The organism is Paenibacillus sp. FSL R5-0341, assembly GCF_037975235.1.
In the GTDB taxonomy this organism is placed as follows: Bacteria; Bacillota; Bacilli; order Paenibacillales; family Paenibacillaceae; genus Paenibacillus; species Paenibacillus amylolyticus_A.
The window spans coordinates 4,237,503-4,256,595 of the sequence record NZ_CP150241.1 but is presented as its reverse complement, the minus strand read 5'-3'; the positions used below and the strand labels follow the sequence as shown (position 1 = coordinate 4,256,595).

Below are 19,093 nucleotides of genomic sequence, written 5' to 3'. Positions count from 1 at the left end.
AGGTGGCCCGATGTAATTCGGGCCCCTTTTTTTGTTGGAAGAATTCACATCTGGCGGGAAGAGAACAAGCATATACTGTTATGAACTCCGTACTTCAGGAAAGAATGAATAGGACAAGATAGCTTGACAAGTAGGTTCAGGTTACCTATAATTCTTTCAGTAATGTTTACGATTAAGAGATGCGGAGTGAATGATAATGACATTTTATAAAGAGCAACATCAAGTTCAGGCTAACCTGACAGGCAAGACGAGCAAAAGAGGCAACATGAAGTTGCTGTGGACGGGTTTGCTGATTCTCAGTTTGCTGGTATTGTCTGCGTGTGGGCAGGATAGTTCCAATAGTGCCAAGATGGTTGAAGGCAAAGTAAATGTTGTGACGACATTTTATCCTGTATATGCTTTTACGACTGCAATCGGTGGCGAAGATGCCAATGTCATTAACCTGCTGCCAACGGGAGTAGAGCCACATGACTGGACTCCGAAGAGTCAGGATATTGTTAATACGTCCAAGGCACAGCTGTTCTTCTATAATGGAGCTGGACTGGAAGGATGGGTACCGAATTTCCTGAAGTCGCTGAACAGTGATACACAGGTGAAGTCGGTTGCCGTCAGCGAAGGTGTTAAGCTGTTAACCGCTGAGGGTGATGATGGGCATGGTCACGGCGAAGAGCATGAAGACGAGCATGCAGATGAACACGCAGATGAGGCTACCAGTGAAGATGTCGCTGACCATCATACGGATCCACATACGTGGGTTAGTCCGAAATCGGCCATGATCATGGCTGAAAACATCAAAAATAGTCTCGTTGAGGTAGATCCTGATCACAAAGCAGGTTACGAACAACGTTACGAAGAGCTCCGTACGAAGCTTGAGACGCTGGATCAGCGTTTTACGGATGAACTGGCTACAGTACCGAACAAGGAAATTGTTGTTTCGCACCAAGCGTTCGGCTATCTTGCACGTGATTATGGATTAAGCCAGCATGCCATTATGGGACTTTCCCCGGATGCTGAACCGACAGGACAGGATATCGTGAAGCTTGCGAAACTCGTTAAAGATGAAGGCATTAAGTACATTTTCTTCGAAGAGCTGGTATCTGACAAATTGGCGAAAACACTGGCAAGCGAGGCAGGCGTTGAAACGATGGTCCTTAATCCGGTTGAGGGATTGACCAAAGAGCAGGCAACAAACGGGGATGATTATTTCACCCTGATGGAGAAAAATTTGCAAAATCTGCTGATCGCATTAAAATAAGATAGAATGAAGGATTCAGAACTAAGAGTCTTTACCGTTCGCGGTGAAGGCTCTTAGGACGCTATGGGATTCTTATATATAATGAAGGGCGGCTTTGCCATGCAGCAAATCATGCCACTATGTCATGATCCAATTATAGAGATCGAGAAACTATCATTTTCCTATGGGGACCAGCGGGTGATTGATAATCTCGATTTTATGGCCCAGGAACGGGACTTTGTCGGGATTATCGGATCCAACGGGGCAGGTAAAACGACATTGCTGCGCATGTTGGTAGGATTATTGCCTCCTGCGCAGGGAGATATTAAACTATTCGGACAGTCGATCCGCAGGTTCAAAGACTGGGACAGAATTGGGTATGTGCCTCAAAAGAATGCATTTAACCCGTTGTTCCCTGCGACCGTTCGTGAAGTGGTCATGTCCGGCTTGTACAATAACAAAAACATGTTCCGTCGTATGTCTCGCAAATGTCAGCAGCAGTGTACGGATGCTCTGCAAGTCATGCGGATCGAGGATCTGGCGAACAAACGTATTGGTCAGTTGTCCGGCGGGCAGCAGCAGCGTGTATTTTTGGCGCGAGCGCTTATTAATCACCCGGATCTGTTGATTCTGGATGAACCAACCGTAGGTATTGATGCTGAATCACAGGCTAGTTTCTTTGAACTGATTACGCATATGCATGAACATCACCGCATGACTTTTCTGATGGTGTCTCATGATATGGATCGGATGGAGAGTTATCTGGGTTCTGAGGCTGCGGTAACGAATGGCAAAATTAATTTCCATGTACGTCATTCGCATGAGGTGCAAGATTGTGCTGAAACCAACCTGCAACATACCACTGCACAGGTACGCTAGCCGTGTTTATGGCCCATTAGATTAGAGTAAGGCCGAAGGAGTCGTGTTTGTTTTGGAAATATTAATGAGTGATTTTTTTCAGCGTGCCCTAGCGGGTGGATTACTAATTGGCATCACCGCTCCGCTAATCGGACTGTTTCTGGTATTACGGCGTTTATCCATGATTGGAGACACCTTGTCTCATGTGACCATTGCCGGCGTTGCACTTGGATTCCTGATTGAAGTGTATCCCATTGCCGTAGGTTTGATATTTGCCGTACTTGCATCATTTGCGATTGAGAAGCTGCGCAAAGCGTACAAGACTTACGCTGAATTATCGATTGCCATTATCATGTCCGGAGGCGTGGCGTTGGCTTCATTGTTCTTCACGCTGGGCAAAGGATATAATGCAGATGTCATGAGTTACTTGTTCGGCAGTATATATACATTAGACGCTACGGATCTGAAGCTGGTAGGTGTGGTTACGCTGATCGTGGTCATCGTTGTGGCGTTGTTACATAAGGAATTTTTCCTGCTTAGCTTTGAGGAAGATGCGGCAGCGGTTACAGGGTTGCCTGTGAGAATTCTGAACATGTTAATCACGGTGATGACAGCACTCGTCATTAGCACGGCGATCAAGATTGTCGGTGCGCTTCTGGTGTCAGCGCTATTGACCATTCCGGTAGCGGTGAGCCTGTTGATGGCCCGAAGTTTCAAATCTGCTATTATTCTGTCCGTGGTGATCGGCGAAATTGCCGTAGTCCTTGGACTGGTCGTGGCTGGTATCTGGAACCTCGCACCTGGAGCTACAATCGTATTATTGCTGATCATGATGCTGATTCTGACGATGATTGGAAAAAAAGGGTTCCGAGCCTGACGACTGAACGAGCAAGCACGTGAGCCCGGGGAAGGGAGACATCCGCTTCATGCCTGATGTTAATGTATGGATGGCTTTTGTAGCAGGTTTGGTCTCATTTATATCACCATGTTGTCTTCCGCTGTATCCATCATACCTCTCCTACATTACAGGTATGACGGTGCAACAGTTGAAGGATGACCGCAATCAGAGAGAAGTCCGTTTTAAGACGATGACGCACACGCTGGCGTTTATTTTGGGCTTCTCGGCTGTATTTTATTCGCTTGGCCTGGGTGCAGGATTGTTTGGTCAGTTTTTCAATGATAACCGTGAGCTGATCAGGCAATTGTCTGCAATTCTGATTATGCTTATGGGATTGTTTTTGCTTGGTGTATTCAAACCTCAATTTCTGATGAAGGAACGCAAGCTGGATATGAAATGGAAACCTGCTGGATATCTGGGCTCATTTATATTTGGTATCGGTTTCTCGGCAGGCTGGTCGCCCTGTATTGGTCCCATTCTAACAGCGATCATTGCGATGGCTGCGAGTGAGCCCACAACCTGGCTGGCGCTGATTACAGGCTATACGGCAGGGTTTGCGATACCGTTCTTCATTTTGGCGTTTTTCATCGGTTCGACACGTTGGATCTTACGGTATTCCAATGTCATGATGAAAATCGGGGGAGCATTAATGCTGTTCCTTGGTATATTGCTTTTTACAGATCAGATGACGAAGATTACCATCTGGTTGCAGCAGATTACACCAGACTGGATGATTATTTAAACGTATGAACTGAATTTGAATTTTCATTATGTATGTTAAAGCAGGCTACATGTTAACCAGAGTCACTCTGGGTCATGTAACCTGCTTTTTAATCGTTTGTTAGGAATGCATATCGCAGCATATGGATTTGGACGAGCCTTTTTTTCGTTTAGGTGAAGTAATCAATATTGGCTAGTGGGAAATGTTCAAAGATACGTTCCGTAATGAACTCTCGCAGCGCATCTTGCTGGTCATCTTTATACACATATTTGTACTGACCCCAGCGTCCCCATTTCATCTTACGTTTCTCGATATCCATCTCCAGCTTGGTTTTGGGATATCGCTTCTCAATAGTCGCTTTAGCCGTTTTGGTAAAACGGTGCTGAATCATCTCAAACGTAAGATCCTTGGTTGCTTCCTCTGGCAGCGTATCTGCGAGCTTCTGCAAAAGCTCCGAGTATCCTTCTTCCCAGCCTTCATACCACATAATGGGAGCGATAATGAATCCCAGAGGATAACCAGCATGTGCAATTTTGCCAGCAGCTTCAATACGCTCTTCAAATCTGGAAGTAGCCGGTTCAAAGTTTTTGATGACATAATCGGAATTGACGCTAAAGCGGATACGAGTGTGGCCATTATGCTTAATGTTTAACAATGGATCAACATGATGATACTTGGTTACGAAGCGCAAGCGTCCATATTCTTCCTCCGCCATAAAACGGATCAAGTCACTTAAATTCTCCGTGATATGCTCAAGTCCTACGGGATCGGACGTACAGGCGGCTTCAAATCGTGTGAGTTCAGGCGCACGTTCTTCGATGTATCCTTTCGCAGCCTGAATGATCTCTTCCGTATTGACGTACACACGGACATAAGGTTTAGCGCCAAGTGTGGTTTGAAGATAACAATAATGACAGTGCCCCATACAGCCTGTAGATATGGGAATGGCATATTCCGCTGAAGGTTTCGACTGGTCGAACTTGAGGGTTTTGCGCACACCAACGACCAAAGTACGCTTCGCCATCCGATACTTCTCTTGTTCGGTTTCACCCGGCAGGTTCGTGATCCGGTTATGGGATGTGGTCATCTGATAAGGTATGTTTTTGGATGTGACCCATTCCATAATTCGTTTACCTTTATCATATTCCAGCGCACCGGGTTCAAAGTACACCAAATCGGGAATAAAGGGTTTAGTACCTTTTGCTTTACGAACTGGCGGTGAGGCTACACTTGTACTCACGAAATCACTCCTTTCGATGCGAAACTTTGCTTAGTTTGCCTCGTTTGGGGAGAAGTCACGCCTGCCAATTACTTGCGTAACAGTACGCTCCGAATTGTGCAGGACTTGCCAATGCGTATTGATAACATGTATCATTATAAGATAGGGACCAGGCACGAATAGGGGCCGGTCAGAGAGAAGAGAGGGAAGCAGATGCCAACGCCCAGTATGGAAGATTATTTGGAGCGTATATACAAATTAATTGATGAAAAGGGCTATGCTCGTGTGTCTGATATAGCTGAAGGACTGGAAGTACATCCTTCATCGGTGACGAAGATGATCCAAAAGCTGGACAAAGACGAGTACCTTATCTATGAGAAGTACCGTGGACTGGTGCTTACGCCAAAAGGCAAAAAGATGGGCAAACGTTTGATGGAACGCCATCATCTGCTTGAACAGTTTTTGACGACGATTGGGGTTCAGGAAGAGAACATATACAATGATGTTGAAGGCATTGAACATCACCTGAGTTGGGACTCCATTACATGTATTGAGTCTTTGGTTGAATACTTCCGTCAGGACGAGAGTCGGTTGCGTGACCTCAAAAATCTTCAGGACGTCATGAGTAATACGGAGTCTTAAAGTCAGCATTGGTTTAAACATGGTGATATACAATGAATCGTATCCTGAGATCAAAGGATGCTTCTTGCCGTTTCAATGGCAGGAAGCATTTTTTTGTGTGCAATCACACCATAATTTGGTGATTATCGCAACTAAACAAACGTTAGGAGCGTCTATTAAACTAGTAGAATTTACCGCAAATTTATAATGATTTTGGAGGACTGCACTAATGAAGTTTCGTAAAGGATTGATGCTGCTGCTTATTTTTGTACTTGGATTACAGACAGCAGGCATGACGGCACAAGCAGCCGGGCAGAAGGAAATCGCTATTTTTCTAGACGGCAACCGTTTGGAATCGGATGTATCTCCATACATCTTGCCCAAAGTAAATGTAACGATGGTACCTCTGCGTGTGATTAGCGAAGGACTGGGTGCATCGGTTCTGTGGTCTCAGGCTACACGTACCGTGACTATCCAGAAATCCGATTCAGTTATCTCAATGACGAGTGGACGCCAACAGGCAACCGTGGATAACGCTGTAGTAGGTCTGGATGCATCGGTAGAATTAAAGCAAGGTCGGGTCATGGTACCCATTCGATTCGTGAGTGAGAACCTTGGCATTCGAGTGAACTGGAATCAGGCCGCCCAGACCATTGATCTGTACACAGGAGATGAATCAGTGCCAACTCCTGAACCAACTCCCGCAACCCCAGCAGAGCCTGGAGGCACGGGTACTGTACCAGCTTCTGAAGAGATGCGGGGAGCCTGGATCTCCACGGTGAATGGAGACTGGCCTTCATCCAGCGCTAAGGGAAATATAGAGAAGCAAAAGCAGGAATACACGAAACAGCTCGATACACTGCAAGGTATGGGAATTAACGCCGTATTTGTCCAAGTGAGAGCGAACGGGGATGCCATCTATCCTTCAGGTCTGGTACCTTGGAACAGCGTATTGACAGGAACACAGGGTAAAGATCCCGGCTATGATCCTCTAGCGTTCATGGTTGAGGAGGCACACAAACGTGGTCTGGAATTCCACGCTTGGTTTAATCCGTTTAGAGCAACGAACTCAGCGAGTACATCGAACTTGGCTGCAAACCACATCTCCAAGCTTCATCCCGACTGGATTGTGAATGCATCCGGCAAAATGTACATTAACCCGGGTATCCCGGAAGCCAGACAGCATATTATCGATACGATCATGGAAGTGGTCAATCAGTATGATATTGATGGTGTACATCTGGATGATTATTTCTATCCATCCAATGTGACCTTTAATGATGATGCGGCCTTCAAAACCTATAACACATTAAATACCAAAGACCGTGCTGAATGGCGTCGTGACAATATTAATCAATTCGTCAAGCAGCTCGGGCAGAGCATTCACAGAGCGAAAGCTAACGTTGAATATGGAATTAGTCCATTTGGTGTATGGCGTAACAAATCTGTTGATCTGACCGGCTCTGATACCAAAGCAGGAGTAACCGCATATGACAGCATGAATGCCGATGTGCGGACATGGATTAACCAAGAGTGGATTGACTATGTCGCTCCGCAGGTGTATTGGAGTATGACACTAAGCGTAGCCCGATACGACAAAGTCGTGGATTGGTGGGCGAATGAAGTGGCTAACACGAATGTGAAATTGTATATTGGCCACTCTCCTTATAAGTTAGGTACGCCGGAAATTGGCTGGCAGACATCACAGGAGATCATCGATCAGCTGAACTACAACAAGAAGTATGCTTCAGTTAAAGGGGATATTTACTTTAGTTCACAGTACCTGACGAAGAATCCTCTCGGACTGATTGCCAAATTGAAAGCTTACTATGGTCTTTAGAACATTTTAACCATACAGTTATAAGACAAACCCTTGTTCTCATAGAGTGGCAGTAGAAACGTGGCTGCCTGGAGAACGGGGGTTTTGTTGTGTTAATTAACGCGGTGTTTGAAGGTGGAGGCGTCAAGGGAATCTCGCTTGCGGGTGCTGTGCAGGGTGCTCAAGACTGCGGCATTCAGTTTAATCGCGTAGCAGGCACATCATCTGGTTCCATAGTAGCTGCACTGCTGGCGGCGGGTTACCGGGCCGAAGAGATGAAAGTCATTATTGAGAATACGCCGTTTGCTTCATTGCTGCGTCGTTCCCCCATATTTAATACCCGATGGATCGGACCCGCAGCTAGGCTGTTCTTGAAGAAAGGACTGTATTCGGGAGAAGCGCTTGAATCTTGGATTCGCAAGATGCTGGAGCAGAAAGGTATTCGCACCTTTGCTGACTTGCCCCAAGGCAAGCTGCTTATTACCGCATCAGATATATCCAATGGCACCATTCTGGTGCTGCCGGACGATATTCGGCGTTTCGGAATCGATCCTGCCAAGCTGGATGTTGCGAAAGCGGTACGTATGAGTTGCAGTATTCCGTATTTTTTCGATCCGGTCGTGATACGCAAATCGCCGGTATTCTCCAAAGGTCTACCTTTTCAAGATCAGTTCGTATATGTCGTGGATGGTGGATTGCTTAGCAATTTTCCGCTGTGGCTCTTTGATGGGGATCGTACAGAACGAGGGGGAGACGTTATTCCGGTTGTCGGATTCAAAATGGTGGGTAAGACGGAAGTGGAACCTGCCCGGATTAAAGGACCGCTAAGCATGCTTCAGGCCCTTGTGGAGACGATGCTCACAGCACATGATGAGCGCTATATCGAACAGATTAACCGGTTTCGGACAGTGAAGATACCAACGCTTGGGATTAAACCGACGCAGTTTCATTTATCGTTACAGGACAGTACGGCTTTATATCGTTCTGGTGCTACTGCGGGAACTGAATTTTTTAATGGGTGGAATACGAAAATGTATGGTGATCAGTTGGACAAACAAAGAAAAGAACTGCGCAAGAAACAGGCGGAAGTCCCGCCTCTGATCCCTGTATAAACGTGAAAAAAGCAATTCTCCGCTTGTTGAGAGAATTGCTTTTTTGTATGTTCCATAGGTTTTAGTGAAATTTCGGTATATCTTCATCGCTTTTACCTTTTTGTCCCTGAATCACTTGGAAAGGATAATCCTTGCGTTTCTTTGAAGAGCCGCTGCTCTTTCTGGCACCGGACTGTGCATTGACTTTCGCCATGGTACGTGCCGATGGCTTAATCTTCGGTGATTTGGCTTTTTGTGCCCAGCGACGAGGCGGATACTTATACAGCAGGAATACAGCTCCGAACACGACCAGTGGAATAATGATCCTGGATGGACTTGCGCTCCCCAACCAAGTCAAGACTCCAACAGCAGCTAGTGCGATGAACGTCCAAAATAAGATTGCCTGCTTGTTCATATCATTCACCCTTTCACAGGATCGAGTGTTGCAACAGGTACTTCTGATGTGGCAGAGACATTGGCGAGCTTGGCATCCAACTCACGCATACGATTGAACGAAGCAATCGATACTTCAACCTGTTCATTGGTCGGTTCTTTTGTTGTCAGCAATTGCAGCCACAATCCCGGGTATCCGAGATAACGCAGTACAGGAATATCACGTACGGAGTTCGTAAGCTTTAACAGTTCAAAAGAAATGCCCAGTACAACAGGCAACAACAGCAAACGCTGGCCCATCCGTTCCCAGAGGTTATCGTACGTGAAGAGGGAGTAGAGAAACACCCCAATAATGACAGTCAACATAATGAAACTGCTTCCGCAACGGTAGTGCAGTCGGCTGTACTTTTGCACGTTCTCTGGTGTCAATTCTTCGCCGGCTTCATGAGCGCTGATCACCTTGTGTTCCGCTCCATGATACTGGAAGAGACGTTTGATCATAGGCGTCTGTGAGATTAACCAGAGATAGGCGAGTAACAGGATCAGCTTAATGCCGCCTTCCAGTAAATTATGCAAAAACTGATTGTCGAATGCATTTTTAAATAGAAAATTCTCGATAACAACAGGAAGCAGTGTCAGCACAACTTTACCAAAAAGGAATGAAAGGATAGCTACTGCAGTTACACCAATGATCATGCTAAGGCTCCAGCCCGAACCTTCTTTCTCTTTTTGCTTGGCTTTTTCTTCCGGTTCCAGTTCATCATCAGCATAGGCGTCAGCAGAATAATTGAGATGTCTGCTACCTTTGACACTTGAATCTATAATGCTGACAATTCCGCGTAATAAAGGAATCCGCCGCAATTTCGTGACCCAGGACTTGTCTTGCTTGGGAACTTCCAGATACGTAATTTCGCCGTCTTTTCTACGAACAGCTGTAACGTTGACATGTTTCCCACCGAACATTACGCCTTCAATGACAGCTTGCCCCCCATAGCTGACAGGCTTGGATTGTTGAGGCAAATTATTCACCTTCCTATTCTGTTCTAGGCCTTCGCGATCAAAGGCAGTTTAATAACCCTATTGTATCGAATTTTAAGAGCAATTTCTAGTTTGTGAGTCAAACCTTGAAGAGTGTTGTTAAGATTGTCATGTTTTGAACATACTACCTCGTAGAATCAGACCAAAAATTCGGGGCATAATGCGGCTTTATTAACTGGATGAAGGAGAATATCGATGACAGAACGCAAGCATGAAGATACATCACAAGATGAAGGTCAACGTCCGAAAGAACGGCAGCAAAAAGACAAGGGCAGGCGCGCTACCCAAAGGCAAGGTCAAGCACACTACTACACCAAGCCATTTTCCTTTGCGTTAGAGCTTGGCTTCTTTGCCGGTTTTATCTGGGGTGGGCTACACTGGCTATTCTATCTGTTGCATTTTACAATTGTGCCGGTGGGATTTCTGGCCGAGCCTTTTTTCAAACATGAATATATATATACCGCAGCTGGGCATTTGACAGGCTGGCTGTTTTTTATCGTCTTTTCCATCTTGGCTTCCTTGCTTTACACGTTCACGATTCGAAAACTGAAAGGACCTATACCCGGCATGGTGTATGGAATCGTCTGGTGGCTGATTCTCTTTATACTGGTAGGACCAAAACTGGGGATGATGAAGCCTTTGAACGATTTAACGTGGGATTCGATCATCACGGAACTCTGTTTCTTTTTGTTATGGGGGCTGTTCATTGGTTACACGGTAGCCATGGAGTATACGGATGAACGCAAACGCGAGCCGGAGCAAGCGGGGGCATAGCGCAAAAAAGCTTCTCAATCCGGCAATGCCTGTGTTAAAATAGCAGATGGTTATTTGCAGAGAGGGTGGAGCAGCGATGAAACGAATTATTGTGATCAATGGTCCGAACCTGAACATGCTTGGTGTACGTGAACCGGGCATCTATGGAACGCTTAGTCTGAAGGATATTGAGGACAAAATTCGCAGACAGGCTGATGAACTTGGCGTCTCCATCGCTTTTTATCAATCAAACCATGAAGGGGACATCATTGACCGCATTCATGCAGCAATGGGTGAGGCAGAAGGAATTATACTGAATGCCGGAGCATTTACCCATTATAGCTATGCTATACGTGATGCAATCAATGCTGTAAAAGTCCCTACGGTGGAAGTACATCTATCCAACATTCATGCACGCGAAGCGTTCAGACATCATTCAGTGATTGCAGCGGAAACAATCGGGCAGATTGCCGGATTTGGCGAAGTAAGCTATGAACTGGGATTGCTGGCTCTTGTGCGTCATCTGGACAAACAAACCTGAGCCGGGAACCCGGGAATGTGAGAGAAAGAAGGGTTACCGATGGAAAACAAACGAGTAAATAAGTTGCGTGAAGCCATGCGTGAGCGTGAACTCGCAGCAATGCTGATTACAAACCCGATTAACCGTCGCTATATGACGGGCTTTACAGGCTCGGCGGGATATGTGCTGATTACGGAACAGGATGCATATTTGCTGACTGATTTCCGTTATATGTCACAAGCGCCTCAGCAAGCCAAAGGATTTACCGTTGTGGAGCATGGAGCTAAGCCGATGGATACGGTGCGCGAATTGCTGGCATCGGCAAATATTAAAGAAGTTGGCTTTGAGCAGGATAGTGTTACATTCGGAACGCACGCTGCTTATGCTGAAGCACTTCAGTCTATTGAACTGAAAGCTGTATCCGGAATTGTGGAACAACTTCGCATGTTCAAGGATCAAGAAGAGATTGCGGTCATGCAGAGAGCAGCAGATCTGGCGGATGCCACGTTCAGCCACGTTTTGCAGTTTGCAAAACCAGGCATGACGGAGCGTGAAGTGGATCTGGAGATGGAGTTTTTCATGCGCAAACATGGAGCAACGTCCTCTTCGTTCGACACGATTGTAGCATCGGGTGAACGTTCCGCTATGCCTCACGGTGTAGCGAGCAGCAAGGTCATCGGACAAAATGAGTTAATTACATTTGACTTCGGTGCACTTTTGGACGGATACTGTTCAGATCTGACACGTACCATTGCAACAGGCACACCTGTACCTGAACTGCGCAAAATTTATGACATTGTACTGGAAGCTCAGTTACATACGCTGGAGAACCTGAAACCGGGCATGACCGGACGGGAAGCAGATGCACTGGCTCGTGATATCATTGCAGGTCACGGATATGGAGATCAATTCGGACACAGCACAGGCCACGGTCTGGGTATGGAAGTTCACGAAGCTCCTCGCTTGTCCAAGCTTAGCGACGATGTATTGAAACCGGGTATGGTTGTTACCGTTGAACCGGGTATATATATTGACGGGCTTGGCGGCGTGCGTATCGAGGATGACGTAGTGATTACCGAGACGGGTATTCATATTCTCACGAAGTCGGACAAGAAGTTCACCGTAATCGGCTAAATTATAGCCACCAGGGATATAGGGCGATTATTAATTTATAGATGGGTTATTTTCTGAATCGTAATGGACAACCAGCGAACTAGTGGAGGAGACGGAATCGATTCTGAAGAAGCGATAGCGTTCGCCTTTGTCTCCCCATTTTCAACCTTATGTAATTCTAATCATGAAAATGGGGAGACAACAGTGATCTAAGGAACGATCCGTAACCGGAACGGTCTCGCCGCACGTAGCCATGGATTCAGTTAAATCCACCTTTACATTAACCCATCGTCTTATATCACCTACTTTTCAACCATATCAGGAGGGATTTTTTGTGATTTCAGTAAACGATTTTAAAACAGGCTTGACCGTGCAAGTAGATAACGATATCTATACCGTGCTTGATTTCCAACACGTTAAACCAGGTAAAGGCGCTGCCTTCGTACGTTCCAAATTGAAAAACCTGCGTAATGGTAACACCGTTGAAAAAACATTCCGTGCTGGTGAAACGATTGGTCGTGCGATCATCGAAAACCGTGGCGTATCCTACCTGTATGCAAGTGGTACAGAGCACACGTTCATGGATAACGAAACTTATGACCAGTTCACATTGACTAGTGATCAACTGGAATGGGAATTGAACTTCCTGAAAGAAAACATGGTCGTTAAGATCGTGAGCTACCAAGGTGAAATTCTCGGAATTGACTTGCCAACAAGCGTTGAGTTGAAAGTTGTCGAGACTGAGCCAAGCGTTAAAGGTAACACTGCACAAGGTGCTACCAAAAATGCAAAAGTGGAAACAGGCTTGAACGTACAGGTTCCTTTGTTCATTAACGAAGGTGACGTTCTCCTGATTGATACACGTGAAGGTAAATACTCTTCCCGTGCGTAACTTTCACAACCTGTAAGCTACAAAAGGTTATTAACAGCCCTTTGCCATTCCTTTGGCAGAGGGTTTTTTCGAAAAAAGATTAGCCTATCAGTCGCTTTCGTAATATACTGGGTTAAAGTCATTTCTCGTAGAGAATAATGACGATGGACATCAATATGCATACTGCACAAGGTAGGGAGTGGATTTGCGTTGTCATTGTACGTCATGAAATTTGGGGGCAGCTCGGTCGGAGATACTGAACGCATGAAGCGTGTAGCCGGACGTGTTGTAGAAAAAGCTGATGAAGGACATCGGTGTGTAGTCGTGGTTTCGGCCATGGGGGATACAACTGATGATTTGATTGATCAGGCAAAACAACTGAATAGTGATCTGCCTGCTCGTGAGATGGATATGCTCTTAACGACAGGAGAACAGATTTCGATCTCCTTGTTATCGATGGCTATTCAAGCGCTTGGACGGAAGGCAGTATCGTTTACGGGCTGGCAAGCGGGATTCCGCACAGAGCCGGTTCACGGAAAAGCACGTATTCATGATATTCATCCCGACCGTGTGAATGCAGCGCTTGCTGAAGGCAACATTGTTATTGTTGCAGGCTTCCAGGGCATGACGGAAGACGGCGAGATCACAACGCTGGGGCGTGGTGGTTCGGATACAACAGCTGTAGCGCTGGCCGCAGCCATTAAGGCTGATGCGTGTGAGATCTATACGGATGTAGATGGAATCTATTCTACAGACCCGCGGATCGTTAAGGTTGCGCGTAAACTGAAGGAAATATCGTATGACGAAATGCTGGAACTCGCTAATTTGGGAGCAGCGGTGCTGCATCCGCGTGCAGTAGAGTACGCGAAGCATTCCGGTGTACCTTTAATTGTAAGATCCAGCTTTAACCATAATGAAGGAACGGTTGTGAAGGAGGAAGCAGCAATGGAACAAGGCGTAGTGGTTAGTGGGATTGCCTATGACAAAAACGTGGCTCGCATCAGTATTTTGGGTGTGCCGGATGTACCAGGAGTTCTGGCTGAAGTATTTGGTGCGCTTGCATCCAATCAGCTAGATGTGGACATCATCGTTCAGAGCGGAGTGATGGATGGCAAAGCGGATTTCTCGTTCTCTGTTGCGCTGTCTGATCGTGAGAACGCATTGCGTGTCATTGAAGGCCTTCACAGCCGCTTGCCTTACCGTGAAGTCACATCTGAAGAGAACCTCGTTAAAATCTCCATTGTTGGCGCAGGCATGGTTAGTCACCCGGGTGTAGCTGCCAAGATGTTCAAAGTCATTTCCGCTGAGGGCGTGAGCATCAAGATGGTGAGCACTTCCGAGATCAAAGTATCTTGTGTCATTGACGGAGATAAGCTGCATGACGTTATTAAGGCATTGCATACAGCATATGATCTCGACACTGCTGAGCAAGCCGTTATTGGTGGACCTCAAGATCGCAGATAACAATTTTCTGCATATGCAAACATAGCAAAGGTGTACTGTTGCCAACGGGCAGCAGTGCACCTTTTTTGTTTTTCTCATAGTCATTCTCACAGCAACTTGAATATCTTCCCCCCGCGTATGCCTCTATAAGGTTGCATGCGGTTCCCTTCCCCCATCTCGGGAACACAATCCAGCAGATTTAATTGAGAGCAATATGAAATGTCATGAACCCTGCCTAACTTTTCAAGTCTACGCCCGCTAACAGACCCCTGCACCAGCTCCGGGATGCTTTCCTGACATTGGGATACCGCCTGATAAAGTACTATGCCTAGATCATTTAGTTGGATGGGAGAACAGGATTGACGGTGCAGTTCGTCGATGATACATCCAGCACACAAGGCGTCCTCCAGTGCAAATTCATCCTGATTCCCCGCACATAACAGCAATACATCTCGTTGAAGTTCGCACAGAATTGCTGCGACAGCCCTGACATTGAGAAATGATCCAGCTAGTACATGTTTCGCCCTGGAAGCTTTGATCAAGGCTCGGGTTCCATCGGTTGTGGTCAGGATGATCGTTTTATCTGCAATGTCCTCAGTCATATATTCATAGGGGGAGTTACCCACCTCGAATCCGCTAATTTTTTTGTCAAAACGCTCTCCGCCTCGAATACAATCTTTCACTTCCATCTGCTTGGCTTGCGGAACCGTCTCTACGGCAATTACAGCCGCAGCATCATGCGCCAGGGCCGTAACAATCGTGCTGGTCGTACACAATACATCAATAACAACCGCACTTCGCCCTGCAATATCAATGGTACGTACTTCATTCACATTGCCTACCACATCAACTCGCACTCCCCACAACTCCTTTCTGTATCTGGGGATCGGTAGTTCTTTTTGAAGCTGAATGGAACTTACCTATCTGCAATTACTATATGCATGCACATCTAGACGGGTGCCTAGAACAGGAGGTGCATCTATGGTTTTAACTCTCAACCGTATTCTGAAGAAATGATAGATTTCAGCGTCATAAATTAAATGTACAGGCATAAACTTGAGATATGAACAAGCGCCAGAAGCGTGAACCATATGATCTCAAGGTTGGAGGAGCCTACTCATGAAGGTGAACTGGAAGGAACTTTTTCCGGAACCGATCCGAACTATTCTCGGAAGAATGCCACCCGCTCTGTTGGAACAAGTGGAGGAAGTACGTATTCGTGAAGGCAGACCCCTGGAGATTAATGCAGGCAACACATACCACTTCCTGACATCTCAAGGTAGCCCGACAGGGAAACCGGAAGAAGCGTATGTTCCTCAGAAAGAGGTGACTCACAGGTTGCTGGATCTGATCAGTAACCATTCACTTTATACATTGGAAGAGGAACTGCGCAAAGGGTTCATCACCATACCCGGGGGACATCGAATTGGACTTGCTGGCCGAACGGTACTAAGTGGTGGGCGTGTCGAATATCTGCGCGACATCAACGGATTTAATGTTCGGGTAGCGCGTGAGGTACATGGAGTGGCTGATCGTATCCTTCCTTATCTTCTCGACATGAAGAGCGGACAGGTCTTCCATACATTGATCCTTTCACCGCCTCAACAAGGAAAAACGACGTTACTGCGAGATCTGGCGAGACAAATTAGCAGTGGTACGAAGCTTACAGGGGGCAGTGAACTGGTTCAGGGAATACGTCCGCGTCTGAAAGTGGGCATTGTGGATGAAAGGTCCGAAATCGCCGGGAGCTACAAAGGAGTACCTGGATTCGACGTAGGCCCACGAACAGATGTCATGGACGGTTGTCCGAAGGCTGAGGGCATGATGATGATGCTTCGCTCCATGTCGCCCGATGTCCTCATTGTGGACGAGATCGGTCGTCCGGAGGATGCTGAGGCGGTGATGGAAGCCCTGCATGCAGGTGTCTCTGTGATCGCGACTGCTCATGGCCGTGACCTATCAGAGTTGTCGGCCAGGCCCGCGCTCAGAACCTTAATTGCGGAGCAGATGTTTCAACGTTATGTCCAGCTGCAACGGACGAGCCGGGGCATGACCTTTCGGCTGGCTGATGGCAAAATGCGTGTGTTGCAGCAGACCGGGGCAGGAGGTGAAGCCTTTGGTTAACATGCTAGGTGCGGTGATTATTCTGTTAGCCAGCACTCTCGCCGGTTTTTACAAGGCCAGACAATATGCATTAAGACCGAGACAGTTGCGAGAACTCATTGCAGCCCTCCAGCGATTAATGACGGAGATTAACTATGGGCTCACTCCCCTTCCCGATGCCATGGGCAAGATGGGAGCCCAGACCAAAGAACCTGTAAAGACGCTGTTCCTTCATGCAGCCACACAGATGGAACCTCCTCATGGACTCACTGCCCGGGAAAGTCTGCAGTCAGGTGTGGATCTGGCGTGGGGGAGATCGGCCATGAAGGCTGACGAGCGGGAAGTCATGCTGCAATTAAGCTTCAGCCTTGGCACAAGTGACCGTCAGGATCAGACCAAACATATATCGTTAGCCATTCAACAACTAATGCATGAGGAATCCCGTGCCCAGGCCGATCAACTGAAATATGAACGAATGAGCCGAAGCCTCGGGATGCTTGTCGGAGCGTTAATCGTCATTCTGATCTTCTGAAATAGCCGGGATAGTGAGGTGCCAAGGTCATGAATTTAGAAGTGAACGCAATCTTTCAAATTGCGGGTATCGGAATCATTATTGCCATGATTCACACGGTACTGAAACAAATGGGAAAGGAAGATATGGCTCACTGGGTGACCGTAATCGGATTTGTCGTTGTATTGTTCATGGTGGTCCGTATGCTGGACAGCCTGCTACAAGAGATCAAATCGATATTTCTTTTTCAATGAAAACGGTCATGAAGCCGGATGGTGGTGACCTGTGGAAATTATCCAAGTTGTAGGTTTGGCGCTCATCGCAACAGTGCTCATTCTGGTCATTAAAGAACAGAAGCCGATGTTTGCTTTTCTGATTGCTGCTGCGACTGGCATTGTGATCTTCATGTTGTTGATTGGCAAGATCGGTGCAGTCATCGAAGTGTTGAAGCGGTTGGCTGAGAATTCAGGCATGGAGAGTATCTATCTGAAAACGGTGCTGAAAATTATTGGCATAGCATACATTGCTGAATTTGGCGCACAGATCGTCAGGGATGCAGGCCAGGAGAGCATTGCGTCCAAGATCGAACTGGCTGGTAAGGTGTTAATCCTCGTACTTGCTATACCGATCATCAGCATTATTATCGAAACCGTCATGAAGCTGATGCCGGTGTAGAAAGGGCGTGCGGACTTCATATGAAATCAATGCATCATAAGCCGCGATGGCGCCTTACGGTTGTGCTGATGCTCTGTTTTCTGTTCGGTATCCTGGGACAGGTTACTGCAAGCTCGCCTTCTGGCGAGTGGATGGAGCAGCAGGCCGATCAGCTTCCCAAGGATCAGGTGGAGAAATACTGGGATCAACTGATGCAACAATACGGTGGTTTCTTCCCGGATGGGAAAACCCCTTCCTTCATGGATATGTTAATCCCCGGCAATGAAGGATTCAGCCTGAAATCGGTGTTTGTAGCCATAGGAACCTTCATGCTGCATGAAATTTTATATAATGGCAAGCTTCTGGTCACGATTGTGATGTTAAGCGTACTCAGCATGATCCTGGAGACCCTTCAGACTGCATTTGAGAAAAATAATATTAGCAAAATCGCCTACTCCATCTGTTACATGGTCATCATCATCATTGCGATTAACAGCTTCAGTGTGGCGATTGGATACGCCAAGGATGCCATAACCGGCATGATCAACTTTATGATGGCAATGGTACCGTTGTTATTCACACTGCTCGCGTCCATGGGTAACGTCATCACCGTCTCCGTGACCCATCCGCTCATTATTTTCATGATCCATCTGGTGAGTACATTGATTCACATGCTGGTATTTCCGCTACTCTTCTTCTCGGCTGTTCTGCATCTCGTCAGTTCATTGTCTGACAAGTACAAGCTGACACAGCTGGCAGACCTCCTGCGCAATATTAGCGTAGCGCTACTGGGTATCCTGCTTACGATGTTTCTGGGTGTAATCTCGGTTCAGGGAGCATCGGGCTCTGTAGCAGATGGGGTCAGCTTGAAAGCCGCCAAATACATTGCAGGTAACTTTGTGCCTGTCGTGGGCAGGACATTTGCAGATGCGACGGACACGGTAATTACAGCTTCTTTACTTGTTAAAAATGCAATCGGACTCACCGGAGTGATCATCATTCTGTTTCTATGCGCCTTTCCGGCACTCAAGATTCTGGCTCTTGCCTTGATATATAACGTCACTGGTGCCATCATGCAACCGCTAGGAGACACCCCGATTGTAGGATGCCTGCAAGCCATTGGCAAGAGCATGATCTACGTATTTGCGGCGCTGGCAGCCGTTGGGCTGATGTTTTTCTTGGCAATCACCATCCTGCTGACTGCGGGGAATCTAACTGTCATGATGCGCTGAA

At 46.8% G+C, this 19,093-nt stretch carries 21 protein-coding genes; 17 read left to right on the top strand and 4 right to left on the bottom strand.

The features are described from left to right. Positions 1-265 precede the first annotated feature (265 nt). The 4 genes from MKX75_RS19150 (at position 266) to MKX75_RS19135 (ending at position 3,732) form a co-directional block, all read left to right on the top strand. Entirely contained in the window at positions 266-1,255 is a 990-nt protein-coding gene (locus tag MKX75_RS19150; RefSeq protein ID WP_339170521.1) for a zinc ABC transporter substrate-binding protein, read from the top strand. Positions 1,256-1,336: 81 nt separating this feature from the next. Beyond that, positions 1,337-2,113 carry a metal ABC transporter ATP-binding protein gene (locus MKX75_RS19145; protein ID WP_235599442.1) on the top strand — a complete coding sequence of 259 codons (777 nt, stop codon included), beginning with the start codon at positions 1,337-1,339 and terminating at the stop codon, positions 2,111-2,113. 52 nt (positions 2,114-2,165) lie between these two features. Then, a complete protein-coding gene (locus MKX75_RS19140; RefSeq protein ID WP_062835287.1) occupies positions 2,166-2,969 on the top strand; it encodes a metal ABC transporter permease in 804 nt (267 codons plus the stop codon). 49 nt (positions 2,970-3,018) lie between these two features. After that, positions 3,019-3,732 (top strand): cytochrome c biogenesis protein CcdA, encoded by a 714-nt coding sequence (locus tag MKX75_RS19135; protein WP_253438843.1) that lies wholly within the window; start codon positions 3,019-3,021, stop codon positions 3,730-3,732. A gap of 148 nt (positions 3,733-3,880) precedes the next feature. Here MKX75_RS19135 and splB read toward each other — a convergent pair whose 3' ends face one another. Then, the gene (splB, locus tag MKX75_RS19130) at positions 3,881-4,951 is read right to left on the bottom strand and encodes a spore photoproduct lyase (RefSeq protein ID WP_339166417.1); all 1,071 of its coding nucleotides are present in this window, start codon (positions 4,949-4,951) and stop codon (positions 3,881-3,883) included. 192 nt (positions 4,952-5,143) lie between these two features. Between splB and mntR the strand changes: the two genes are divergently transcribed. The 3 genes from mntR (at position 5,144) to MKX75_RS19115 (ending at position 8,482) form a co-directional block, all read left to right on the top strand. Beyond that, entirely contained in the window at positions 5,144-5,572 is a 429-nt protein-coding gene (gene mntR / locus MKX75_RS19125) for a transcriptional regulator MntR (protein WP_062835284.1), read from the top strand. 208 nt (positions 5,573-5,780) lie between these two features. Further along, complete coding sequence (locus tag MKX75_RS19120; RefSeq protein ID WP_339166415.1) at positions 5,781-7,391, top strand: family 10 glycosylhydrolase; 1,611 nt, start codon at positions 5,781-5,783, stop codon at positions 7,389-7,391. Between the two features lie 89 nt (positions 7,392-7,480). Continuing rightward, positions 7,481-8,482, top strand: a complete 1,002-nt coding sequence (locus MKX75_RS19115) for a patatin-like phospholipase family protein (protein ID WP_076333263.1) — start codon at positions 7,481-7,483, stop codon at positions 8,480-8,482. A gap of 61 nt (positions 8,483-8,543) precedes the next feature. On the opposite strand, the gene MKX75_RS19110 is transcribed toward MKX75_RS19115, so the two are convergent. Both MKX75_RS19110 and MKX75_RS19105 read right to left on the bottom strand, forming a co-directional pair. Beyond that, positions 8,544-8,876: a hypothetical protein gene (locus tag MKX75_RS19110; RefSeq protein WP_062835281.1), complete on the bottom strand. Its 333-nt coding sequence runs from the start codon at positions 8,874-8,876 to the stop codon at positions 8,544-8,546. 5 nt (positions 8,877-8,881) lie between these two features. Continuing rightward, complete coding sequence (locus tag MKX75_RS19105; RefSeq protein ID WP_062835280.1) at positions 8,882-9,874, bottom strand: DUF1385 domain-containing protein; 993 nt, start codon at positions 9,872-9,874, stop codon at positions 8,882-8,884. A 213-nt stretch (positions 9,875-10,087) separates the two neighbouring features. On the opposite strand from MKX75_RS19105, the gene MKX75_RS19100 reads away from it, so the two are divergent. The 5 genes from MKX75_RS19100 to MKX75_RS19080 all read left to right on the top strand — a co-directional run bounded on the left by MKX75_RS19100 (position 10,088) and on the right by MKX75_RS19080 (position 14,613). Then, positions 10,088-10,666 (top strand): YqhR family membrane protein, encoded by a 579-nt coding sequence (locus MKX75_RS19100; RefSeq protein ID WP_062835279.1) that lies wholly within the window; start codon positions 10,088-10,090, stop codon positions 10,664-10,666. 76 nt (positions 10,667-10,742) lie between these two features. Beyond that, on the top strand, positions 10,743-11,186 hold the full coding sequence (aroQ, locus tag MKX75_RS19095) for a type II 3-dehydroquinate dehydratase (protein ID WP_339166413.1): 444 nt from the start codon (positions 10,743-10,745) through the stop codon (positions 11,184-11,186). A gap of 39 nt (positions 11,187-11,225) precedes the next feature. Next, complete coding sequence (locus tag MKX75_RS19090; protein WP_062835277.1) at positions 11,226-12,299, top strand: Xaa-Pro peptidase family protein; 1,074 nt, start codon at positions 11,226-11,228, stop codon at positions 12,297-12,299. A gap of 313 nt (positions 12,300-12,612) precedes the next feature. Beyond that, a complete protein-coding gene (efp, locus tag MKX75_RS19085; protein ID WP_339166411.1) occupies positions 12,613-13,170 on the top strand; it encodes an elongation factor P in 558 nt (185 codons plus the stop codon). Between the two features lie 189 nt (positions 13,171-13,359). After that, the gene (locus MKX75_RS19080; protein ID WP_145148911.1) at positions 13,360-14,613 is read left to right on the top strand and encodes an aspartate kinase; all 1,254 of its coding nucleotides are present in this window, start codon (positions 13,360-13,362) and stop codon (positions 14,611-14,613) included. Between the two features lie 86 nt (positions 14,614-14,699). Here MKX75_RS19080 and MKX75_RS19075 read toward each other — a convergent pair whose 3' ends face one another. Next, a complete protein-coding gene (locus tag MKX75_RS19075; RefSeq protein WP_076333261.1) occupies positions 14,700-15,449 on the bottom strand; it encodes a 2-phosphosulfolactate phosphatase in 750 nt (249 codons plus the stop codon). A gap of 262 nt (positions 15,450-15,711) precedes the next feature. Between MKX75_RS19075 and spoIIIAA the strand changes: the two genes are divergently transcribed. The 5 genes from spoIIIAA to spoIIIAE are packed head-to-tail and all read left to right on the top strand — an operon-like array spanning position 15,712 to position 19,092. Further along, positions 15,712-16,716, top strand: a complete 1,005-nt coding sequence (gene spoIIIAA / locus MKX75_RS19070; protein WP_076333260.1) for a stage III sporulation protein AA — start codon at positions 15,712-15,714, stop codon at positions 16,714-16,716. Further along, positions 16,709-17,227 (top strand): stage III sporulation protein SpoIIIAB, encoded by a 519-nt coding sequence (gene spoIIIAB, locus MKX75_RS19065; RefSeq protein ID WP_062835273.1) that lies wholly within the window; start codon positions 16,709-16,711, stop codon positions 17,225-17,227. The genes spoIIIAA and spoIIIAB overlap by 8 nt, the downstream gene beginning before the upstream one ends. A 29-nt stretch (positions 17,228-17,256) precedes the next feature. Further along, the gene (spoIIIAC, locus tag MKX75_RS19060; RefSeq protein WP_017687585.1) at positions 17,257-17,460 is read left to right on the top strand and encodes a stage III sporulation protein AC; all 204 of its coding nucleotides are present in this window, start codon (positions 17,257-17,259) and stop codon (positions 17,458-17,460) included. A 31-nt stretch (positions 17,461-17,491) separates the two neighbouring features. Next, the gene (spoIIIAD, locus tag MKX75_RS19055) at positions 17,492-17,881 is read left to right on the top strand and encodes a stage III sporulation protein AD (RefSeq protein WP_017687586.1); all 390 of its coding nucleotides are present in this window, start codon (positions 17,492-17,494) and stop codon (positions 17,879-17,881) included. A gap of 20 nt (positions 17,882-17,901) precedes the next feature. Further along, positions 17,902-19,092, top strand: coding sequence for a stage III sporulation protein AE (gene spoIIIAE / locus MKX75_RS19050; RefSeq protein WP_339166408.1), 1,191 nt, complete (start codon positions 17,902-17,904; stop codon positions 19,090-19,092). Position 19,093: the final 1 nt, after the last annotated feature.

What these genes read in the sequence shown, in the direction of transcription:
- MKX75_RS19150 (WP_339170521.1), top strand. Translation starts at nt 266, where the DNA reads ATGAAGTTGCTGTGGACGGGTTTGCTGATTCTCAGTTTGCTGGTATTG.
- MKX75_RS19145 (WP_235599442.1), top strand. Translation starts at nt 1,337, where the DNA reads ATGAAGGGCGGCTTTGCCATGCAGCAAATCATGCCACTATGTCATGAT.
- MKX75_RS19135 (WP_253438843.1), top strand. Translation starts at nt 3,019, where the DNA reads ATGCCTGATGTTAATGTATGGATGGCTTTTGTAGCAGGTTTGGTCTCA.
- mntR (WP_062835284.1), top strand. Translation starts at nt 5,144, where the DNA reads ATGCCAACGCCCAGTATGGAAGATTATTTGGAGCGTATATACAAATTA.
- MKX75_RS19120 (WP_339166415.1), top strand. Translation starts at nt 5,781, where the DNA reads ATGAAGTTTCGTAAAGGATTGATGCTGCTGCTTATTTTTGTACTTGGA.
- MKX75_RS19110 (WP_062835281.1), bottom strand. Translation starts at nt 8,876, where the DNA reads ATGAACAAGCAGGCAATCTTATTTTGGACGTTCATCGCACTAGCTGCT.
- MKX75_RS19100 (WP_062835279.1), top strand. Translation starts at nt 10,088, where the DNA reads ATGACAGAACGCAAGCATGAAGATACATCACAAGATGAAGGTCAACGT.
- aroQ (WP_339166413.1), top strand. Translation starts at nt 10,743, where the DNA reads ATGAAACGAATTATTGTGATCAATGGTCCGAACCTGAACATGCTTGGT.
- MKX75_RS19090 (WP_062835277.1), top strand. Translation starts at nt 11,226, where the DNA reads ATGGAAAACAAACGAGTAAATAAGTTGCGTGAAGCCATGCGTGAGCGT.
- spoIIIAA (WP_076333260.1), top strand. Translation starts at nt 15,712, where the DNA reads ATGAAGGTGAACTGGAAGGAACTTTTTCCGGAACCGATCCGAACTATT.
- spoIIIAC (WP_017687585.1), top strand. Translation starts at nt 17,257, where the DNA reads ATGAATTTAGAAGTGAACGCAATCTTTCAAATTGCGGGTATCGGAATC.
- spoIIIAE (WP_339166408.1), top strand. Translation starts at nt 17,902, where the DNA reads ATGAAATCAATGCATCATAAGCCGCGATGGCGCCTTACGGTTGTGCTG.